Source organism: Aquimarina aggregata (assembly GCF_001632745.1).
Lineage (GTDB): Bacteria > Bacteroidota > Bacteroidia > Flavobacteriales > Flavobacteriaceae > Aquimarina > Aquimarina aggregata.
In genome coordinates this window covers 62050-85238 of record NZ_LQRT01000024.1, presented here as the reverse complement: position 1 = coordinate 85238, position 23189 = coordinate 62050, and the positions used below count along the sequence as shown (strand labels likewise).

The 23189-nt window shown below is 32.1% G+C and carries 18 protein-coding genes; 9 read left to right on the top strand and 9 right to left on the bottom strand.

Annotated features, from left to right (window positions below; all coding sequences use genetic code 11):
- Positions 1-4 precede the first annotated feature (4 nt).
- From AWE51_RS15615 to AWE51_RS26550, 4 genes are all read right to left on the bottom strand, one after another.
- Positions 5-2068, bottom strand: coding sequence for a hypothetical protein (locus AWE51_RS15615; protein ID WP_066315148.1), 2064 nt, complete (start codon positions 2066-2068; stop codon positions 5-7).
- 45 nt (positions 2069-2113) lie between these two features.
- Positions 2114-2386: a hypothetical protein gene (locus AWE51_RS15610; protein ID WP_066315146.1), complete on the bottom strand. Its 273-nt coding sequence runs from the start codon at positions 2384-2386 to the stop codon at positions 2114-2116.
- Between the two features lie 339 nt (positions 2387-2725).
- Positions 2726-3205 carry a hypothetical protein gene (locus tag AWE51_RS15605; protein WP_066315145.1) on the bottom strand — a complete coding sequence of 160 codons (480 nt, stop codon included), beginning with the start codon at positions 3203-3205 and terminating at the stop codon, positions 2726-2728.
- Between the two features lie 30 nt (positions 3206-3235).
- Positions 3236-3475, bottom strand: coding sequence for a hypothetical protein (locus AWE51_RS26550; protein WP_147405009.1), 240 nt, complete (start codon positions 3473-3475; stop codon positions 3236-3238).
- A 300-nt stretch (positions 3476-3775) separates the two neighbouring features.
- Here AWE51_RS26550 and AWE51_RS15600 point away from each other — a divergent pair, with 300 nt between their 5' ends.
- The 5 genes from AWE51_RS15600 to AWE51_RS15585 all read left to right on the top strand — a co-directional run bounded on the left by AWE51_RS15600 (position 3776) and on the right by AWE51_RS15585 (position 11484).
- The gene (locus AWE51_RS15600) at positions 3776-5503 is read left to right on the top strand and encodes an AraC family transcriptional regulator (RefSeq protein ID WP_066315143.1); all 1728 of its coding nucleotides are present in this window, start codon (positions 3776-3778) and stop codon (positions 5501-5503) included.
- 116 nt (positions 5504-5619) lie between these two features.
- Complete coding sequence (locus AWE51_RS26545; RefSeq protein WP_157766131.1) at positions 5620-5775, top strand: class I lanthipeptide; 156 nt, start codon at positions 5620-5622, stop codon at positions 5773-5775.
- A gap of 206 nt (positions 5776-5981) precedes the next feature.
- Positions 5982-7748 carry an erythromycin esterase family protein gene (locus AWE51_RS15595; RefSeq protein WP_066315140.1) on the top strand — a complete coding sequence of 589 codons (1767 nt, stop codon included), beginning with the start codon at positions 5982-5984 and terminating at the stop codon, positions 7746-7748.
- An 81-nt stretch (positions 7749-7829) separates the two neighbouring features.
- A complete protein-coding gene (locus AWE51_RS15590; RefSeq protein ID WP_066315137.1) occupies positions 7830-9599 on the top strand; it encodes an erythromycin esterase family protein in 1770 nt (589 codons plus the stop codon).
- Between the two features lie 247 nt (positions 9600-9846).
- On the top strand, positions 9847-11484 hold the full coding sequence (locus AWE51_RS15585; RefSeq protein WP_066315135.1) for a S8 family serine peptidase: 1638 nt from the start codon (positions 9847-9849) through the stop codon (positions 11482-11484).
- 16 nt (positions 11485-11500) lie between these two features.
- Here AWE51_RS15585 and AWE51_RS15580 read toward each other — a convergent pair whose 3' ends face one another.
- Positions 11501-12514: an endonuclease/exonuclease/phosphatase family protein gene (locus AWE51_RS15580; protein ID WP_232517395.1), complete on the bottom strand. Its 1014-nt coding sequence runs from the start codon at positions 12512-12514 to the stop codon at positions 11501-11503.
- Positions 12515-12837: 323 nt separating this feature from the next.
- On the opposite strand from AWE51_RS15580, the gene AWE51_RS15575 reads away from it, so the two are divergent.
- The 3 genes from AWE51_RS15575 to AWE51_RS15565 are packed head-to-tail and all read left to right on the top strand — an operon-like array spanning position 12838 to position 17765.
- The gene (locus AWE51_RS15575) at positions 12838-15723 is read left to right on the top strand and encodes a TonB-dependent receptor (protein WP_066316305.1); all 2886 of its coding nucleotides are present in this window, start codon (positions 12838-12840) and stop codon (positions 15721-15723) included.
- Positions 15724-15744: 21 nt separating this feature from the next.
- Positions 15745-17148: a DUF5689 domain-containing protein gene (locus tag AWE51_RS15570; RefSeq protein ID WP_066315130.1), complete on the top strand. Its 1404-nt coding sequence runs from the start codon at positions 15745-15747 to the stop codon at positions 17146-17148.
- Positions 17149-17204: 56 nt separating this feature from the next.
- Positions 17205-17765 carry a transposase gene (locus AWE51_RS15565; protein WP_066315128.1) on the top strand — a complete coding sequence of 187 codons (561 nt, stop codon included), beginning with the start codon at positions 17205-17207 and terminating at the stop codon, positions 17763-17765.
- An 83-nt stretch (positions 17766-17848) separates the two neighbouring features.
- Here the strand turns inward: AWE51_RS15565 and AWE51_RS15560 are convergent, their stop codons facing one another.
- The 4 genes from AWE51_RS15560 to AWE51_RS15545 all read right to left on the bottom strand — a co-directional run bounded on the left by AWE51_RS15560 (position 17849) and on the right by AWE51_RS15545 (position 20456).
- On the bottom strand, positions 17849-18295 hold the full coding sequence (locus AWE51_RS15560) for a GNAT family N-acetyltransferase (RefSeq protein ID WP_099098793.1): 447 nt from the start codon (positions 18293-18295) through the stop codon (positions 17849-17851).
- A 4-nt stretch (positions 18296-18299) separates the two neighbouring features.
- On the bottom strand, positions 18300-19211 hold the full coding sequence (locus AWE51_RS15555; RefSeq protein WP_066315127.1) for a cation diffusion facilitator family transporter: 912 nt from the start codon (positions 19209-19211) through the stop codon (positions 18300-18302).
- Between the two features lie 4 nt (positions 19212-19215).
- On the bottom strand, positions 19216-19650 hold the full coding sequence (gene rpiB, locus AWE51_RS15550) for a ribose 5-phosphate isomerase B (RefSeq protein ID WP_066315126.1): 435 nt from the start codon (positions 19648-19650) through the stop codon (positions 19216-19218).
- A gap of 566 nt (positions 19651-20216) precedes the next feature.
- Positions 20217-20456, bottom strand: a complete 240-nt coding sequence (locus AWE51_RS15545; protein ID WP_066315125.1) for a hypothetical protein — start codon at positions 20454-20456, stop codon at positions 20217-20219.
- Between the two features lie 518 nt (positions 20457-20974).
- Here AWE51_RS15545 and rnr point away from each other — a divergent pair.
- Positions 20975-23173 (top strand): ribonuclease R, encoded by a 2199-nt coding sequence (rnr, locus tag AWE51_RS15540; RefSeq protein WP_066315123.1) that lies wholly within the window; start codon positions 20975-20977, stop codon positions 23171-23173.
- Positions 23174-23189 lie beyond the last annotated feature (16 nt).

Genomic DNA, 23189 nt, shown 5'->3' with positions numbered 1-23189 from the left:
ATTCTTAAAGGTTTTTTACAATGTAATCGATTCCCTCTTTCATTCCCTCTGTTTTAACAATAGCTTCATCAACGCCTCCGGATGTAATACCACCAGGTATCCATTGATCATTAGCTCCAAATTCATTGCCAGAAGGCAGTTCTATCTTTGAAGTAGGTTTAAAATCAACCCGAACAAGTCCATCGTTTTTAATTTGATCTACGGGAATACCTAATTTTTCCGCTTGTTTTTCCAATGGCAGTTTTAAAATCTCATCAATATCTGCTTTAGTAGCAACAAATTCAGTTTTTCCAACATCTGGTTTACCTATTCCAAACTCATCAAAATCACTTTTTTTAACTATCCTAGAAGCCCCATCTTTAAATTTCTCTAGATGTCTAACAATATAACTAGCATCTAAATAAGTACTTGGATTCGGTCTTGATCCTTTAGGAATATTAACTATTCCTAAAAACTCCTTAACAGTATTGTCACCTTTAGCGATAACCTTACCTACACTATCTTTTAAGACCGCAACTCCATTTTCGAGGTTCATTTTAAAACCTCTCTTAAGAGCAACACCAGCGGCTTTAGCAAATTTATGAACTACTTTGAATAGTTTAAAGGTTTTAAAGGCTATTTTTCCTAATTTGGCTACTCCTTTTATAATAGTTCCCCCAAACGCATCGGCAACCAATCCTGCAATACCAAAACTTATGGCCACATAATCACCTTGATCAGCTCCCTTGATAACATCTATAATACTACTACCTGGTATAAACCCTAAAGCTAACTCTGGTAAAAATTGCGCAAATAACTCACCAATAGCTGCCCATTCTCCTTCTGTTTTGGGCCATATGCTACTTATTGTTTTTGCTTCGGGCATAATAGCCATAAAAGCCGCAGCCTGACCTATTTGCTTTTTTTGAGCATTGGGTAAAGCAGCATAGTCAAAATTAACAGCATCTAATAAACTAATAATCTGTCGTTGACGACCATACAAAAATTCAAAGTCCTGTTTACTTAGAGTATATCTTTTTTTATAAATACTGTTGGTAATTTCTTTTAGTTGGTTGTAGATAGGTTTGTTTACAGGCTTATCATATTTAACAAACTTGGTCTCTTCCATAAATTTGAATAATTGCCAGCTTTTCTGGAAATAATTAGCATAGGTACTGGCATAAGGCGCATAAGAAAGACCATCAACTAAAAACTCTCTATTAGGCACATTAATCCCATCTGGCCCTAAAATAGCAGTGCCCGTGCCACCATCACCTCCTCCTAAAACTCCACCACTACCACCACCATCTTGACCACCATTAGTATTGTTGGTGTTAGTAGGTGCGCTAAAATCATTGCATGGTACATAAGTAGGAAAGGTATATACTTCGTTATGAGGTTGTTCACAGGCATATACAGTACCGCAATTACAATCCTCTGCTTCATCAACAGTGTGTTGATTAGAGCCTGTGCATGAATACTCTACAAATATGCTAACATGTACAACTGTATTACAATCTTCGGCCTTTTGTAGACTACTCGATTTTTGGTCATTTAATGTCGTAATTAATTCATCTAGATTTTCACTATACGGTGAAATAGAAATGTCACCTCTAAAGGGATCATCGCTGCCCTCATCCCAATACACATCTGATTTATATTTCATGAGATAGCCCCTAATACTGCCATCGGTAGCTTTTTCAATGACCAGGTTTTCAAAAATATTGGCTTCTGGAATGTCTCTTTCTATTAAAAAGGTGTAGGATATTTTGCCTGCGCTAACCAGTTTTTTGGTAGAACCAAATTTTATAGAAAACCCACTATTGGTTATACTGGATTTTCTAAAAGGAGCCTGTTTTGCTCTTTTCAGAGGCTCCTCTAATTTAAAAGTATATGCCATTTTTTGAAACTCTGGATCACTATCCAGATCATTTATAAATAGCCTGCTAATCTGATACGGTGTTTCTGTAACCTCTTGGTTCGTTTCTGTTGGTATGCTCTGTTCATCATCTTTTTGACAGGCAGTAAAAAGTGTGGTCACTAAAAATAAGAGTGCAGCATACCTGCACATGTTTACATAATGCGTCATAATAATTGTTGTTATTTGATACTATTGATTGTTTTGAGATCGCTATTACCCCACAAAAGGATTCACCCCTCTAGTACTCGTTTCTTTGTCATAAAACCCAAACTGAAACCCCACCGCAGCTTCATACACAAAACTTTGTATGGCTACATCATAAAGGATGGGGGCGTTTAGATCTTTCATAATATTAATGATTCTATAGAGCTTTGTTTTTGAAACTCCTAACCGATGCGCTAGCGATTCTGGAGTCCCTGTAGCTTGTAATCGGATCAGTTGATCTATGCGATCTATTAGTTCTATTTGTTTGATTAAAATATTCATTGTAATTCCCTTTTATTTTTATACTATTTGTTTTCCTTGAAAACCTCAATCTTGGGGTTATGATAGCTAATGATGGGACTCAGGGGTGTAATTTTAGACTTCGCAACCTAAAAATTGAGCTACCTATACCATGCTATGGGCCTTTTTGACCTTCTGTTGGGCAAGATTGACGAAGTGTTAGACCTCTGGGGGGTAATCTTGGGTCGATACGGTTCAAATTTGAACCCGATGGGTTAAAAATTAGACTCCGTTGCTCTAATTTTAGACCTTGTGTGTCTAAAATTGGGTCTCATAAGTCCAACCGAGGGCCTTTTTGGCCCAACGGAAGGTCTTTTGCACTCACTCAACTATATTTTCTGTTTTTGGGGTACTTTTGGTGCGGTTAAAAAATTGCTTTAACTCGGCTACTTTTTCAGTAAATCCTGCTTTACCAGCTCCTTTGCTATATTGTGCATAGGCATAATCATTTAACGAGTCCTGATAGTTATCATAATCGTGCAGGATCTTGGTACTCTCTAATCGATACACAAGACTTTCTACTCTACCCAATAGGTTTTCGGTAAATACACGTGCTTTATAATCTCGCTCAAACTCCTGCCAATCAACATCGGGCGAACTTAAAGCTTCGCTATGCTGGCGATAATCCCACACCTTATTTACAAACAATTTGTTTTTTTCGTTGATTGCTTTATAATCCTGGCGTTGTTTTTCGGTTAGTGCCGATAGTTTATCATTAAAAATGGCTTCTAATTGCGTGATCAAGTTGCTGGCTTTATCTTTTTCTTCCTGGGGTATTTGGTCTTCTATAATATTTCTCATGATGTTTTTATTTTAAATGTATATGTAGCGTTATGATTTCTTTTGGTAGCAGTTAGGTAACATAAACCGATTTCTGGCTTTATACAGGATTTGTATGGCGTGATCTATAGACTTACCTTGAGTATACAATTTTGTGATCCACAGATACATGATAATCTCATACCGATGATGATGCACGATGTTATAGAAAAACACATCCATCTTTAAGTGAAACGTCTCTAAAATAGCATTGATAAATTGGTGTTGCTGCTGGTTGGTTTGTGTTCCCATCTTTTGCGTTTTGATGGGTCAAATGTAGTTGGAGCACTCTCTATAAAACAACTAGAGCTAGTCTTGATTCTAGAAAATCCAGCACCAAATTCTAGAATTAAGACTACAGTATAAACGTTGTCGTTATTTGATTTTAAAAGGCTTTAACGTTTTTTTAATAACACATATTAAATGTATCTTTGTGTCGTTTAGAAACTAAAGAAAAAACCTTCTTGAATTATTTAAAAAACAATTTTTAAAACTTTTAGGGTAATATTTTAAGACAATAAGACATATACTATAAAAAGAATCAAGACCAAAATGCCTAGATATACATTATTACTTTATTTGTTTTGTTTGTTTGGTCTACAAGGTATCTCATATAGTCAAAAAATAACTTCTAGCGACTTGGATTCTCTAATTGGATTAGACTTTAAAGAACTTCACGATAAGTTTTATAAAACGATAGAAACAAATAGATCGACCGCAGAAGTGTATGCAAAAGCTTATTTGCAAAAAGGAAAGAATCTTGATAGTGTTTTTGAAACATCGAAAGGTTTTTTCTATATGTCTAAACTATTTATGGATAACCATGAACAACGTATTGTATATTTAGATAGTGCACTCGATATAGTTAAAAATACTTGGCATGTGCAGCAAATAGCTTATTTACATACATATAAAGGAGCAATTACTCAAGCAAAAGGTGACTATGACAAAGCTTTGGATTATTATCTAGAAGGGTTAGCTCATTCAAAAAAACATGAAGTCCTTTTTTATGTTTCTGCTTTGCAAAGTAATATCGCTTCCTTAAAAAGAAAGTTTGGGAAATATGAGGAAGCAAAACTACTATTTAAAGAATCTTTGCTCTATAGAAAAACAAGACTTGGTAAAAAGCGAAACGATTCTATACCTTATCTATTAACTCTCTCTAATCTAGTAACTATCTATAGGCAAACTAAAGAAATAGATTCTGCCTTATATTTTTATAAACAAGGTGTTGAAATGTCAAAAAATACAGATATAGAAGGTTTATTCAGGATGAATGAGGGAATGTTTTACTATTACAATAAAGAATATATTAATGCTATCGAAACCTTAAATGCAGGGTTAGATGAGTTTTTAAAAAGCAAGTATAGACAAGGATATGGCCATCATAATATAATTGATACTTATCTCTTTTTAGGAAAATCATATAATGCATTATCTAAAAAAGAAAAAGCTCTTATTTATTTTAAGAAAATAGATTCAATTGTACAACAGTCTCATAATTTAATTTCTGAATCCAGACCTGCTTATTTAGAAATAATTAAATATTATAAAACTTTAAAGGATAAGAATTATCAACTCTATTATATTAATCGATTACTCCATAACGACAGCATATTTAATAGTAAACATAAATCTTTGAGTGTTAAATTAGTTAAAGAATATGATACTCCTTTATTACTTATAAAAAAAGAAGAGCTGATTACTGAACTGAAAAGTAAAAATAGTCAATCACATTTTGGGCTTATTCTTTCATCTATTATTATACTAATCATTACAAGCATTCTTTTTTTTAGCTATCGAAAAAACAAGCAATATCAAAAACGTTTTGAAGATCTAATGAATTCTACAAAAAAAGAAGTTATAATAGAAAAACATGAAAATAAAATCACTGAAGAATCTTCCTCAATTGGTATTACAGAAGAGGTCGTCGAAATCATATTAAAAGAACTAGATCAATTTGAAAAAAATAAGGGATTTCTAGAAATGAATATTACTTCTGGAGTATTAGCCAAAAAGATAAATACCAATTCTAAATATTTGACCAAAGTAATTAAATACCATCGACAAAAAAGCTTTTCACCTTACATAAATGATTTAAGAATAGATTATATCACTAATCAATTAAAGTTAGATTCTAGGTTACAAAACTATACTATAAAGGCATTGGCAGCAGAAGCTGGGTTTAATTCTGCTGAGGTGTTTTCTAAATATTTTTTTAAAAAAACAGGGATATATCCATCGTACTTTGTAAAACGTTTACTAACACACCAAAGTTAAAAATTATTGGATTGTTTTTAAGTCTTAATTCTAGAATTGCGACTTGTTTCATTTGTAGAGATATTGATTTTGCAAGCTTTTACAATATATTTGCCAAAAATTAAAAACTAATAATCATGAAGAAAAGTAGAGAAACTAAAAAATTAAGTTTAAACAAAATAACCATCTCAAACCTTAACAGGAATAGTCTCAGAAAAATAGTTGGTGGTACAAATGAAGAAAGCGAGGCTGACCCACAGGATCCATTATGCCCTTTGAGTAAAGTGTGTTAGAAATGTTGTTTAAGTTATTTTGAATAACCATTTAATTTTGGTTGTTGAACAACCAAAATTAAAAAATTGTATAGTATGGCTTTCTAAGTTAATCAAAGTAATTTTCAAGCTAAACATAATATCAAAATTATTATCCAAAACAATGGTGTTTTTTAACAATAGTCTAATTTTAAATAAGAAAAACGTTACAATTTCTAAGTTTTATTATGCAAAGAATTAAAATCAAATTAGTCTTATTATTAACCTTTTTATATTTTCCATTCTTACAAGAGGTTTTGGGGCAAGAAGCACCCATGTCGTTTGAAGACAACAAGGAAACAAAGCTTAAAGGTAATGAAACACATCTTTATGAGCTCCCATTAAAGAAGGGAGAGCTATTACAATTACAGCTGTTACAAAAAAATGTTAATATTCAAATTGAAGTGTTTCACCAAAAAAAAAACACAATACAACGATTTAATACAGCATATGGAAAAAACGGAAAAGAGATCATAGAACTCCCTATTAAAAAAAACGGTAACTATTCTTTTAAAATTAGTCCGTATATCCCTAAAAGTTATACGGATTCTACTCGTGCCAATTTTATAAATAATATTGATGGTAGTTATAAAGTTATAAAATTTAAGACGCTTTCTTCTGTAGCTTATAAAAAGTTGTTGGCTTTTAGAGAAATTCAAAAAGACAGTGTAATTTCTTGGATAAAAGATGAATCTCGTTTATTAAAAAGTGTAAAATCAGAAACTGGCTTTAAAGATCTATCGTATTTAAAGCCCATTCTAAAAAATATACAAATTGTTGGCTTAGGTGAAACTAGTCATGGTACCAAAGAGATTTTCCAGATGAAACATCGCATGCTGGAATTTCTTGTTAAAGAAATGGGCTTTAATATCTTTGCTATCGAGGCTAGTCATATAGGGTGTAGGCCTATTAATGATTATGTGTTGCATGGTAAAGGAACTAGTAGAACTGCCTTGTCTGCTCAAGAATTTTGGATTTGGAATACAGAAGAGGTGATTGATATGATCGAATGGATGAGAAAGTATAACACCTCTGTGAGCAATGATAAAAAAATAAAATTTGTAGGTATTGATACACAAATAGTCGCATTAGATCTAGCTTATAAAAATGTAAGTAGTTTTATAAAAAAAACTAATTTTAATGAATTACACAACATACAAGTAGATTCCGTATTTCAAGGATTAAAAACGAATAGAGATAGAACGGATATGTCTTTGCAACGACAACAATTATATACCTTATTGTCATATCTCGTAGTAAATGAAACTAGATTAGTGCGCAATACCTCTAATCAAGAATATGCTAAAACTATTAGAGACTTAAAAAAAATTATACAGGGAGTAGAGTCTAATGATCGTAAATTTCAGAAAAAGGTTGACTTTGATATTCGTGATGAATATATGGCACAAACTACTTTAGAAGTATTACACAAAGAAAAATTAGGGTCTAAAATGGTTCTTTGGGCACATAATGGTCATATTTCTAAAAACTCAGGAGCTTATATAAATGGATATTTAAAATCTTTAGGAAGTATATTAAAAAGAGATTTAGGCGATAAGTATTATGCTGTTGGGTTTTCTACGTATCAAGGAAGTTTTCAGGCCAGAAATTATAGCCCAAAAGAAAAAAAATATGCGGGAGCCGTTTCTTTTAAAATATCACCTGCTGAGGTAGAAAGTTTAGATTGGTATTTTAACCAATCCAAGAAAGATATATTCTTTCTTAATTTTAATCCTTCTCCAAATTCAAATGCTGTCCAAACCTTTTTAAACACAAAACACAAAACGAATAGCGCTGGAGCCAATTGGACTTTTGAATATTCTTATTCCCCAACGCGTAGAGTTGAACCCGGAAAATCTTATGATGGTATGATTTTTATCAAAGAAACCTCTGCTGCTACACTTACACCAGGAGGAAAAAAAGAACTTGAAAAACGCCTACGAGAGAATAGGTAGATCTTATATTGTTATTCTATAATTAAAAGTTTGTTTTTTGAGTAATACTCTAAAAAGACAGTACATAAATCAAAACTTAGAATGAATATACTTAAATTACTTTTTTGTTTACTCTTTTTATGTTTTATCCAAAACGAACTCTATAGTCAAGAAGCAATAAGAACTTTTGAGGAAAACAAAGAAATAAAACTTAAAGGAAATGAAACACATACTTATGAACTTCAATTAAAGAAAGGAGATTTTTTTCAACTACACCTTCAACAAAAAAATGTAAATCTTCAAGTATTATTGCTGTCTTCCCAAAAAGATACATTACAAGGGTTTTTAAATAATTTTAGAAAAGATGGGCTGGAGATTGTTGAGTTTCCTGTCAAGAAAAGTGATACCTATATTTTTCAAATTTCTCCATATATATCAAGATGGTTAAAAGGTACTGACCGAGATAATTTTATAAAAAATATTAATGGTAGTTATGCTATAGAGAAGTTTAAAATTTTATCCCAAAAACAGTATGAAACACTTCTGGAATTTAGACAAAAACAAAAGGACAGTGTCGTTTCATGGATCCAAAAGAAATCCATCACAATAAACAGTGTAATAGCAGAAACAGGATTTGAAGATCTTAATCATCTTAAACCCATTTTAAAAGATATACAGGTGGTAGGCATGGGCGAAACTAGTCATGGTACAAAGGAAATCTTCCAAATGAAACATCGTATGCTCGAGTTTTTGGTAAAAGAAATGGGATTTACATTATTTGGTATTGAAGCCAGCCATGTCGGGTGTAGACCGATTAATGATTATGTGTTACATGGTAAAGGTAACAGTAGAGATGCATTATCTGCCCAAGGGTTTTGGATTTGGAATACCGAAGAGGTAATCGAGATGATCGAATGGATGCACGATTATAATAAAACTATACCAGATGCTAAGAAAGTAAAATTTGTTGGTATAGATACTCAACTGGTAGGATTGGATTTAGCATACACCAGAGTAAGAAACTTCTTAAAAAGGACTGCAAATCACCCTATGCTAGAGGTTAACATTGATTCTATATTTAAAGCTACCAAAACTTTAAAGAGTGATAAAATTAGTGTTTCTGATACAAGGCAAAAATTATACACTTTGCTTTCTTATATAATTATGAACAAGGCGCATCTCGTTCAAAAAACCTCAAATAAGGAATATTTTAATGTAATAGCAGATTTAAAAAAAATTATTCAAGGTGTCGAAGTAAAAGATAGTAAATTACAAAAACGAGCTGGGTTTAACATACGTGACGAATATATGGCACAGACTGTATTAGAGGCTTTGCAAAAGGAAGGCTCCAATGCTAAAATGATGTTATGGGCACATAATGGACATATCAATAAAGATCCGGAAAGCTATTTCAATGGAGCCCAAAAACCATTAGGCAGTGTTTTAAAAAAGTACCTTGGAGATAAAAAATATTATGCCATTGGGTTTGCAACTTACCAAGGCACATTTCAGGCTAGGAGTTATACAAAAAACAAAAATACAAATGTGTATGGAAAAGCAGGTTCTTTTAAGATTTACCCCGGGGAAGAAGGTCATTTTGATTGGTACTTTGCACAGTCAAAAAAAGATAGGTTATACATTCACCTAAAACAACTTACCAACCCTAATGCGGTACAATCATTTTTAAAGAAAAATCTAAAAATGCACTCAGCAGGCGCAACATGGACATTTGATCGTTCTTATTCTCCGATTTTTAACATAATACCGGGAAAACAATTTGATGGTATAATCTTTATTAAAGAAACCTCTGCCACTACCCTTACTCCCGCCGGTAAAAGGGAAATCGAGAAACGGATTAAAAATGGGGAATAACTTCAATATGAGGAGAATTTTTTTCTTTACATACATTTACTGAATCTTTATCAAATAGGACATCCTGATTATCAACCTAAAAATTGATTACATTTTCAGAACTCTCAAAATCTGGTAAAGTCGTTAGTGCCTATAATGCTTTACTTTTGGTAGAGCAGGTGCCTAAACGTAATGATTGAAGTATTCTTTGCCATATATTTGTTCGAAATTAGGGCAACTAAAATGTATCAATTACAATAGTTAATTTATGAAGCTTAAAACAATATTCTTTTTCTTTAGTATTCCTCTATTAAACTATGCCCAAGCAGGCAATGTAATAACAAAACAACAAGAGCTTTCTGAACATGAACTTAAAAACTGGTATCATAAAGATCTAAAAGAAGATACTATACCAGGTATAAGCTTAGATAAAGCTTACAAAGAGTTGCTGTCCAACAAAAAAGGAAAAGAAATTATTGTTGCTGTTTTAGATACCAAACTAGATATCCATCATGAAGATATTAAACAACAATTATGGCTAAATACCGATGAAATAGCAAATAATGGCATTGATGATGATCAAAACGGATATATCGACGATATTCATGGTTGGGATTTTTTAGGTAATACTAAAGGTGAATATCTGAAATATGAAAATACAGAAGCCGTTCGGATCCTTAGAAAATATACTCCTCTTTTTAAAGATAAAGCGCCAGAAACTATTTCCCAAGATCAAAAAGAACTTTATGAGTTATACTCAAAAGCAAAAAAAAGGGTCAACGATGTAATACAGGAAGAGGAAGATTTCATCAAATATGCAAAAAATTGGTTAGAAGTATATCCAAAAGCAAAAGGGTATTTAAACACTTTTTTTCCAAAAAATAAGTATAAAATCTCACAATTAGATAGTTTATCGAATACTAAACCAAGTGATAGTTTAGCAAAAGCTCATATACAATTCATAAAACGCGCGATTACTTATGAACTTACTCCAGAATTCTACGAAAAGTATATTCCTGAGACTCAAGAAGCATTAAAAACAGTATTAAATGTTGATTATAAAGAGCGTGAACTTATAGGCGATAATCCAAATGATAATAAAGATTTAAATTATGGTTACAATCAAGTTTATGGGGATGTTCCTTTTCAACATTCAATCGTAGTGAGTGGTGTTCTAGCGGCTACAAGAAACAATAATATTGGTATTAAAGGAGTATCTGATAATATTAAAATAATGCCAGTGGTAATGGTTGCTTCTGGTGATGAACATGATAAAGATATTGTATCAGCGATCAGATATGCGGTCGACAATGGAGCCAAAGTAATAAACATGAGTTGGGGTAAAGATTTTTCTCTTCATAAAGATTGGGTTCAGGATGCAATGAAATATGCCGAAAAAAATGATGTGCTTTTAGTTGCTGGCGGAGGAAATGATGGTAGAAGTAATGATACAAAAGATTTTTTTCCTATTGATTATAAAAACGATAAAGAAATCATTGATAATTATATAGTTGTAGGGGCTACAACTCACGCTTTAGACAAAAATTTAGTAGCATTTTTTTCAAACTACGGAAAAAAGAATGTTGATGTTTTTGCTCCGGGAGAAAAAATTTATACTACCGATATTAATAACAAATATGAATTTTCTAGAGGTACATCTATAGCTTCACCAATAACAGCTGGAGTTGCAGCTTTAATTAGGTCCTATTACCCTAATCTAAGTGCAAGTCAGGTAAAAAAAGTTATTTTGGAATCTGGCACTTCTTATGATATAGATGTAGAAATCACAGGTCAAAATGGAGAGAAAAAACTGATTCCCTTTTCAGAACTCTCAAAATCCGGCAAAATAGTGAATGCTTATAATGCTTTGTTATTAGCAGAGAAGATGTCTAAAAACAAAAAATAACAATCAAAATTTACTTTTATTCCTCTTTAATCAAATACACATACACAGGAAAGTGATCACTATAGCCACCTGTATATTGGCCACTACTATAACTCCTAAAGGGATATCCTTTATATTTTCCCTTTTGGGTCGTTAAAAAATCTTTATTAAACACACCTGCTTTATAATAACGATAGCCTTTGGTAGTATCTAATAGTCCTTTAGAGAGTATGATTTGATCAAAAAGTGTCCAACTATCGCGCCAGGCAAGTGAACCTATACCTTTTTTGGTCATTTTGATCATAGGGTTATACAATCCTTTTAGCGCCACATCTTCTTGATTTGATTTGGGCTTTAGGATTTTTTTGATACTTGGGCTATTGGGTTCATCATTAAAATCACCCATAGTGACAATCTTAGCATATGGGTCTATTGAAAAAAGAGAATCTATAATTTTTTTATTTACTATTGCTGCTTGTATACGTTTTTGCCGACTTCGCGCTTCTCCTCCCCTTCGTGATGGCCAGTGGTTTACAATAATATGCATTAAATCCCCATCCAGATACCCACTAACCACCAATTGATCTCTTGTATACATACGCTTATTTTCTTTTTCATGATCATATAGTAGCAAAGCATGAGTTTTTATATTTTTAAGCTTAAACAATGCCTTTTGGTATAATAAGGCCACATCTATACCTCTTCTATCCGGAGAATCTACATGAGCGATACCATAATCATTCGATTGCAATACTTTTTCATTTACGAGGTCTTCTAAAACCTTTCTGTTTTCTATCTCTGCAACACCCAAAACTACCGGTGCATTTTTAGTAAGGTCTACACCTATTTTAGAGATTGCATCTGCCATGTTTTTTAGTTTATCGGCATATATGTCATAGGTCCAATGATCTTTACCATTTGGGGTTCTGTCATCATCAAAAGTTTTGGGATCATCTTCTGGATCAAAAAGATTTTCAAGATTATAAAACGCAATCGTATTGATTTTATAGGTCTTCTTTTCTTGTGAAAAGACTACGGTACAAATCAGCATAATTAAGTACGGTAAACTTCGTAACATCTTCTTAGTAATTATAAGTTATACCATTTACACATTGAATTTACCTTAATACAAGTACTCTTTTTCATATCTGTTTCACAATAAAAATTAACCGTAGCTATGGCTATGCTGAATTTTTCTTATTCACATAGACAAAAAATAGTCGATTCTATTTTACAGCAAAATCAAAATGTAAATGGTCTTAGTGCAAAGATTGTTTTTTTCAGTTCCGAAAAATGAAACTGGCGTATCCTACTATTGTACCAATCATTAACCTCAACATTTTTAATTCGTTAAAAGTTTACACACGTCAAAAAATGATTCTAAAATCTCATGTTTCAAAAATAATAGTGGTACTATTTTTATCTTGTATTGCTAAAACACACGCACAACAAACCAATGTAAAAGGAAGGATTATTGATGCGATTTCTAAAGAGAATATCGCTGCAGTTGCTATACGTATTAAAGCTTCAACAATCCAGAGTACTACAAACAGTTTTGGAGTATTTGATTTTAAAAACGAAACACTTCCTTTAGGCGAACAAATCCTGATCATTTCAAAACCAGGATATATCACCAAGAGATTTCCTATAGTGATTAATGAAGGGAAACTTCTAGATCTCAAAAAAATAACGCTGCAACATGACTTTACAATAGCGCAATCGCAAATAGCAACGATATCTCTTTCTGATGCTGAAATAAACGATGCAGATGATACTTCTTTTACTGTGGCTGCATTACTGCATGCAAATCGAGATACGTTTTTAAATGCCGCGGCATTTGATTTTAGTGCAACATTCTTTCGCCCAAGAGGATTAAATAATGAGAACGGAAAAGTTTTAATCAATGGTATTGAAATGAATAAGCTAGCTACCGGAAGACCACAATGGAGTAACTGGGGTGGTCTTAATGATGTGCAACGCAATCAGGAATTTTCTGCCGGCATTTCTCAAAACGATTACACCTTTGGTGATTTGCTAGGGACTTCAAACATCATCATGAGAGCATCTACATACAGAAAAGGCGGTAGAGTCTCCTATGCATCTTCTAACCGAAGTTATCAAGGTAGAATCATAGGCACCTACAACTCTGGAATTACACGAAAAGGATGGGCTTTTTCACTCTCGTTAGCGCGTAGATTTGGTAATCAAGGGTTTATACAGGGTACAGGCTATGATGCTAATTCTTTTTTTATCGCAATTGAAAAGAAATTAAACAAATACCATAGTCTTAATCTTACCGGGTTTTATACTCCCAATCGTCGAGGTAGATCTACTGCTATTACCGAAGAGGTTTTTAACATAAAAGGGGCGAGATACAATCCCAACTGGGGATATCAAGATGGTAAAATAAGAAATGCAAGAGAACGTAGTGTTAAAGAACCAGTACTCATGATAAATCACTATTGGGATGTGACTCCAAAAACCAGCATTAATACAAATTTAGCCTTTCAAACCGGTACAATAGCCAATACACGAATAGATACTGGAGGGGGAGATCTAGTAACCAATACATCTGGAGAGTCTGTTTACCTTGGTGGTGGCAGAGGAGCAAATACCAATCCAGTGCATCCGGATCATCTACCTAGTTCTTTTTTAAAAGAAGCTAATCCAACTGCTGTAGATTATCAAAATGCATTTTTAGCGCAACAAAACCTTATTAACAATGGCCAATTAGATTGGGATACTTTACGACAAACAAATCAACAAAATGCACAACAAGGAAGCAATGCTACGTATATTTTATATGAAGACAGAAATGATGATACACAGCTTACCGGAAATATTATCCTAAACAGCAGAATAACCAATCACCTTACCTTAAATGCATCTGTCAAGTATAGAAACTTAAAAAGTGAGAATTTTGCTCGGGTTAAGGATCTTCTTGGAGGAACAGGATTTCTTGATGTAGATTTATTTGCTACATCAGCTTCAGGATTCTCAAATACGGCATTAACAAATCGTGCACAAAGCGATTTACAAAACCCTAATCGAATCGTTGGAGAAGGAGATCGTTTTGACTATAATTATGAAATTAATGCAGCCGTACTAAATGGATTTGTACAAGCACAATTTAAATATAAAAACCTCGATTTTTTTGTAAGCGGAAATGTAGCCAACACTACCTACCAGCGTAATGGTTTATTTGAAAACGGATATTTTCCCGGAGTACAATCTCTAGGAATGAGTCCTGCAGTTTCTTTTAAAAATTATGGTGTCAAAGGTGGAGCAACCTTTCGATTACACGGAAAACACTCTGCAGTAGTTAATGCTGCTTATTTTAATAAAGCGCCTACTATTCGAAATACGTTTGTAAACGCAAGACAAAATAATGCACCTGTTTCTCAATTAATAGGAAAACCACAAGAAACTGAAAAAATACAATCTATAGATGCCAGTTACGTGTTTCGCTCTTCTAAAATAAAAGCCCGGCTAACTGGCTACTACACAAAAATTCTTGACGCAACGAATATTTCTTTTTTCTTTACTCAGGCAATTGCTGGCTCGGGAGCTGGTTTTGTTCAGGAAATCTTAACCGATATAGATAAGTCACATCTGGGTGCCGAGCTTGGAATTGAATATCAAATCACACCTACCATAAAACTTAAAGGCGCAGCGGGTATTGGTCGATTTAAATATGATAATAACCCTGATCTTGCACTAGCCAGCACAAGTGATATTTTTACTGATGTTCAAGGTATACGTTCCTTCGGAAAATCTAGCTTAAAAGGATATTACCTTTCTGGTGGTCCTCAAAATGCGGCACAATTAGGTTTTGAATATCGCGATCCTAAATTTTGGTGGTTTGGTGCCACAACAAACTACTTTTCTAACGCTTTTATAAGTATTAGCCCGTTTGCCCGAACAACTAACTTTAACCAAGATGTAGATGGATTACCTTTTAATGATTTTGATCAAAACATTGCTAATAACTTATTAAAACAAGAACAATTTGATGCTTACTTTTTAGTGAATGCTATCGGTGGTAAATCCTGGAAAATAGATCAATATTATGTTGGGTTCTTTGCATCTGTAAATAACATTTTTAATCAACAATACAGAACAGGAGGTTTTGAACAAACCAGAAATGCGAATTATAGAAGAGCGCTAGAAGAATCCAAGCGTCAAACACCTGTTTTTGGTCCCAAATACTTCTACGGTTTTGGAACATCTTATTACATCAATTTTTACGTACGATTTTAAACAATTAACACAAACAAAAATATGTCTACACACTATTTAAAACCAATCGTGTTTATCTTTATCCTTACACTTATTGCAATACGTTGCACACCCGAAGAAGATTTTAAAACACCGCCTTTACTTATAGAAGAGCCTATTATTAATGGTACAGTCATGGATTTAGAAGCCTTACTCGGCATTTTAGCACAAGAAATCGAGAAAGAAGGAGAAAATGCTAAAGCTAGCTTTACCGATACCAATAATTATAGTATTGGTTATGTTGTTTCTAGTGATAAAGGAGGCAATTTTTTTAAAGAATTGATACTTCAGAATGCAGCTGTAAATCCAACAGCTGGCATACGTGTACTAATTGATAATGCGCCTTTATTCACTTCGTATGAGTTTGGTAGAAAAGTATTTATAAAACTTGATGGATTGTCTATAGGTATAGAAAATGGCGTGCCAACACTAGGTGTTTTAGATGGCAATACTATTGCTGCTATTCCTTCGTTTTCGGTGAACGAAGTTATTAATCGCTCTTCTGAAGTTTTTGCTATAACGCCTCTAGAAACAACCATAGATAATTTTACAGATCGTCTTTTAAACCTTTATGTCAAAGTAAATAATATTCAGTTTAATAAAAATATCGTGCAAGAAAACAACGCTTTCACATTTGCAGCAGAACCCAATGATAAGTTTGATGGAGAACGTATTATTGAAAGTTGCGAAACAGGAAGAACTACTATTTTAAGCACCAGTACTTTTTCTGATTTTAGAGGTCTCACACTTCCTAATCAACAAGGAAGTTTTACAGGAATATTAACCAAAAATTTTCTTGGTAATGCATACAATTTGGCACTTAACGATCCTGATGGGTTGGTTTTTGATATTGAAAATCGTTGTGATCCAGAAGTAGTAACATGTACATCGGCTACAGAAGGAAAAAACGTCTTATTTGAAGAAGAATTTACAGGTTTAAAAATAAAAGATCTTGAAGAAAAAGGATGGATTAATATCAATCTAACAAAAGGTGATTTGGATTATGATATTGCAACATTTAGTGAAAACGAATATGTACAAATCACCGGATTTAGATCAAAAGAACCCTTGTATGAAATCTGGTTATTATCTCCAGAAATTGATATGAGTACCACAACAGATGAGGTATTAAATTTTGATCTACAAGCTGGTTTTGATAATGGTAATATTTTACAAGTCTTTGTCTCTAATGACTTTACTGATGATATAAACACAGCAACATGGACACTTCTTGATGCACAGATACCTAGAGGTCCTATAAATGCATTTGGAGATTTTTCTCCTGCTGGACCCATAAATCTATCTTGTATCGAAGGTTCTATGCGAATTGGTTTTAAGTATGTTGGAGGAGATCCAAGGGCTACAACCAGATATCACATTGATAATATTAAAATTAAAAGTAATTAACAGCTTGCCAGACCCCGGGGGTTTTGAAAACCCCCGGGGTCTTAATACGTATCAAAATGAAGTACGAAGTAGTACAGCCTAATCAATATTATCATATCTATAATCAAGGAAACAATAAAGAAAACTTATTTATTGAAGAAAAAAACTATACTTATTTTCTAAAATTATTGAAAAATCATATTCTTCCTATTGCTAACATTCATTGTTATTGTCTGCTTCCTAATCATTTTCATTTATTGATAAAAACAAAGCATAATTTAGAAAGCAAAATCATATCTCAAGGTTTCTCAAATCTGTTTAATGCGTATGCAAAAGCAATTAATAAGATGTACAACAGAACAGGAAGTTTGTTTAAAAGAAAGTTTTCTAGAATACGAATAACAGACGAAGTATATTTTAAGAATTTAGTACTGTATATTCATACAAATGCAGAACATCATCAAATAACAAAAGATTTCAGAAGATATCCTCATTCATCATATCATGCATATCTATCAAATAAGAAAACTAGTATTTTTACAGATTATGTCCTTGATACATTTGATGGAAAATCCAACTTTGAATATGCTCATATTCAAAAAAAGGTTTTTATTGAAGCTAAGTATACTTTAAAATAATTTAGCTGTTGTACACCCCAAAGGTTTTGAAAACCTTTGGGGTGTACATCTGTATCAAAATGAAGTACGAAATTAAAATCAACTCATATTCTAACCATCGCAATATGAGGGATACCATCTTCTAGATACTCCTCTCCTATTTGCGAGAACCCATGGCTTTCATAAAACTTCTTTAGATACGTTTGTGCGGATATTTTAATTTCGGTTGTTTTAAAGTGTTTTTCTATAGCTTCAATACTGGCTTTTATAAGATCATGACCATACCCAAATTGTCTTTCTTTTTGCGATACGATTACCCTACCGATACTTGCATTTTCAAAATAATCGCCACCCTTAAATAATCTGGTATAAGCCACAATTTGATCGTTTTTATATCCTATAACATGTAGCGCTTTTTGATCTTTATTGTCTATATCTTGATAAACACAATCTTGTTCTACTACAAATACCTCTGCGCGTAAGCGCAGAATTTTGTATAACTCTAATGCCTCGATTTCTTCAAACCGTTTCACTCTAAAATTAATACTCATAAGCCTAGTCTTGTACTATAATATCTTTACTGTCTTCTTTATCAAATTCTGGTTGCAAAGTAACATGATTAATCTCAAATTTTTCGTGTACTATAGCTTCAATTGTATGAAGAATCTCTCCAAATTCAGAAACAGGAATATCTGCACTAAAATCAATATGAGCTTCTAGATGTGTTTCTTCTTCATTTAATTGCCATACATGTACATGGTGAATACTTTTTACTTTGGGTAATGCATTAATTGTAGCTACAATTTCTTTTACTTCGATAGTATCTGGCGTATACAACATTAATATTTTAAACGATTTTCTTAAAAGGTCATAACCTACTATTATTAAATAAACAGCAATAGCAAAAGTTAATACACTATCTATCCAGAATAATTCATAAAATCGCATTAATAAACCTCCTAACAAAACAGCTACAGAAGCCATTAAATCTGTAAGTAAATGCACATATGCCGACCGCATATTCATATTTACTTTACTATCTTTTTGTAATAGTAAAACACTTAAACCATTACCTAATATAGCTACGATAGATAATATAATCACAATCCCAACACTAATCTCTTGTGGGTTTTGTAATCGCTCTACAGCTTCAAAAACAAGAAAAATAGCAATAATAATCAAAGAAGCAGCATTAATAAATGCTGCCATAATTTCTGCTCTCTTAAATCCAAAAGTTCTTTTTATCGATGCCTCTTTCTTTGCCAATCGATTAGCAAAATAACTTACGATAAGTGATAAAACATCACTAAAATTATGAAGCGCATCGGATAGTAAAGATAAACTACCTGATAACAATCCACCAATTACTTGAGCAACTGTAATTACTATATTTAATACAATTGAAAATAATAAATTACGCCCAGTACGTTTTTGATGAGAATGATTATGAGCGTGTGTTTTTGTCATACAATTATACGCACATCGATATTTTATCTACTCTATTTTGATGTCTACCTCCTTCAAAACTTGTAGCAAGAAAAGTTTTTACCATTTCTAATGCCTGGGGTTGAGATGTAAATCTAGCTGGAATACAAATAATATTTGCATTATTATGTTGTCTTGTTAATTCTGTAATTTCTTTGGTCCAACATAATCCAGCTCTAACATTTTTGTATTTATTTGCTGTCATGCATACTCCATTTCCACTACCGCAAATTAAAATACCAAAATCTACTGCTTCACCATCTACATCTTTTGCAACTGGATGAACAAAATCTGGATAATCTACACTACTATCTTCATTAGTACCATAATTATTAACTTCAATCCCTTGAGATTTTAGATATTCAGTAATACCGAACTTATATGCCGTGCCGGCGTGATCATTTCCAATGGCGATTTTCATTTTTTGAATACGTTTTTATTGTTTCAACAAAGATACTTCAATCTCAGAAATACTAACCTCCAAAAAATCAATATTTTACCTTAATGTTACCCCAATGTTAATAAGTCCCTATCCTCTGTTAACATTGCGTGTGGATAAATAGTTCTTAAAATTCAGAAAGTTTATTTGGTCGTTATCATTTTTATTAGAATACAAGCATCATAACCATATATCAAAATTATAACTCATGTTTTTTTGGATAAGTTTTTAAACATTAATTTAATGTTATGAACTACGGTTTTACCGTAAAAATATTAAAGATTATATGTGTTTATTAGCTATTAACAGTTGTTAATTAAATTTCATTTTTAGAAGATTTTCAAGTACTTACTATATTCATATCCTGTTAATATCATTCTGAAAATTCAATCTAACGTAAGAAACTAATAAAACTTAGAAAAGTTATACCGCTATTCACACTATATAATAATCACTATTTTATTTTTTAAATTTTAAAAGAAAAAAGATATATATATAATATGTGTTGACAACTGTTTTAAATCGTGAAATAAAATTGAAATAAAAGTTTAGACTATTGTTAAATGAGAGTCCGTATTTAGATTGTCTATAATTTGTAGTACCTTTGCTTTGTCTTTTTGATGTACTTTTAGATTAATACCTCCTAGTGCGTTTGAGTAAAAAGGAAAAACGCCAATCATGGTTTCATTTTCAAAAAAGTAAGAAATGCGTTCCTTGTCTAAAAGAAGTTTTAGAACAGCATACTCGTGCGGATAGGTATACGTTTTTATAATAACAAAGTCTTTCATCTAATAATTCCCTGTGGTATAGTATATCTAAATATACAAAATAAGTAGTAATAATTGAATACGTAAATATGAATGAATAAAATATAGAATAGACCTATACGTTTACTGTAATTGTATTGCTTTTTTATCTTGTTTGAGAATGTTGTGAGTTTCTGATTCTAAGGTAGTTTCTTTTTTCTTATCTATAGTGTTATTGATATACAATGAAAAAGAGTAAACACCTATGATAAAAATTAGAACGAATAGAAATATAATCTTATGTATTTTTTTGACTTTACTCATTAGGGGGAAATACTTAGTAAACAAAATAATATCCTAGTGTTTTAAAATTAATCAAAAAATCAGAAATAAATGATGATTTAGATAAAATATATAAATGTAATACGTTGATTTACAGATACTATATTTTGAACAGCTGAATTAAGGGCACTTTTAAAGGATTAATAAAAGATTAAACTTAAAATTACAAATGTTAAAAGATAAGCTGTACTTTTAACGCATATATATAATGAATATTAATGAAAAGAAAGAGAAATAGAAAAAAAAAGTCTCCAAAAATAGAGAATATCACCCAAGGAATACTTAAAATATTAAAATCAGAACCTAATACCCCTTTTAATTATAAACAAATAGCTGCAAAATTTGGTGTTAATGACGCAAGTAGTCGTAATCAAATTATTAAAAAATTAGCACAGCTTGCTGCTAAAAAGCAAATAGAAGAGGTAGATAGAGGAAAGTTTAAAATAATACCCAATATAAATACATACACTGGTATATTAGATATCACATCTAAAGGTAGTGGATATGTAATCGTAAAGGATCTAGATGATGATATCTTTATCCCTAGTAATAATCTAAATAAAGGTCTACATGGAGATGAAGTAGAAGTGTATGTATATCGCAGAAAACGAAGAGGAAAAAGTGAAGGTGAGGTTACTAGAATTATAACACGTAAAAGAGAGGAGTTTGTAGGCGTTATAGAGATTCAAAAAAATTATGCATTTGTAAACATGCAGGATCCTAAAATGTATACCGATGTTTTTGTTCCTAAAAATAAAATTGGAGAAGCAGAAAATGGCGATAAAGTATTAGTTAAACTCGAAGATTGGCCAGAAAAAGCAGATTCTCCTTTTGGTAAAATAGTTAGTGTTTTAGGAAAACCAGGAGAGCATGATACAGAAATTCATTCAATTTTGGCGCAGTATGGTTTACCATATGAATTTCCGGCAGAAGTAGAAGAATATGCAAATACGTTAGATACCAGTATCCAAGAGTCTGAGATCAAGAAACGTAGAGATATGAGAAAAACACTCACCTTTACAATTGATCCAAAAGATGCTAAGGATTTTGATGATGCGTTATCTTTTGAAGTATTAGAAAATGGTAACTATGAAATAGGGATTCATATTGCAGATGTATCCCATTATTTACAACCAGGAACAATTCTGGATGATGAAGCATATGAGAGAGCAACCTCTGTATATTTAGTAGATAGAGTAGTACCTATGCTGCCTGAAGTCTTGTCTAATAATGCTTGTTCATTAAGACCAAATGAAGAAAAATATACATTTTCTGCTGTATTTGAACTTAATCATAAAGCAGAAATTGTAGATCAATGGTTTGGTAGAACAGTAACCTATTCTGATGCACGTTTTGCTTATGAAGAAGCACAGCATATCATAGAAACTAAAGAAAATACCATACCTGCAGAAATCTCATTAACAGGAAAAGAATATAAAGCAGATCCTAAAGTAGCAGAAGCAACATTAAAATTAGATGAATTAGCTAAAATAATGCGTGCAAAACGAATGGGAGAAGGAGCTATATCTTTTGACAAGGTAGAAGTTAAGTTTAATTTAAATCAAGATAACGAACCTGTAGGAGTATTTTTTAAGACTTCTAAAGATGCAAATAAGCTTATCGAAGAGTTTATGCTTCTAGCTAATAAAAAAGTTGCAGAATTTATAGGAAAACAGAACCCTAAAAAAACATTTATTTATAGAGTTCATGATGAACCTAATGATGAAAAATTAGCAGCCTTACAAAACATTATAGGTCGATTTGGGTATAAGCTAGATCTTAGAGATCGCAAGACCACTACAAAATCACTTAATGGTTTATTAAAAGATGTTCAAGGTAAAAAAGAACAAAATCTTGTAGATACTTTAGCTATACGAAGTATGAGTAAAGCAGAATATACAACCCATAACATAGGGCATTATGGTTTAGCTTTTGATTATTATTCTCATTTTACATCACCAATAAGAAGGTATCCTGATGTTATGGCACACCGTTTGCTACAACATTATTTAGATAAAGGAAAATCTGTAGTAGAAGAAGAATATGAAGAAAAATGTAATCACAGTAGTAGCATGGAAAATCTAGCTGCTAGTGCAGAACGTGATTCTATTAAGTTTATGCAGATAAAATTTATGAAAGATCATGAAAATGAAAATTTCATAGGAGTGATCTCTGGAGTAACAGAATGGGGTATTTATGTAGAAATCTTAAGCAATAAATGCGAAGGCATGGTTCGACTTAAAGATATAGCAGATGATCATTATGTTTTTGATCAAGATGAATATGCTGTAATTGGGCAAACCAATAAGAAAACATACCAATTAGGAGATGAAGTGGTTGTGAGAGTAAAAAACGCTGATCTCGTGAAAAGGCACTTAGACTTTACGTTGTTAGGAAGTAGAGAAGAAATGGAATAATAATATATAAGTGTCG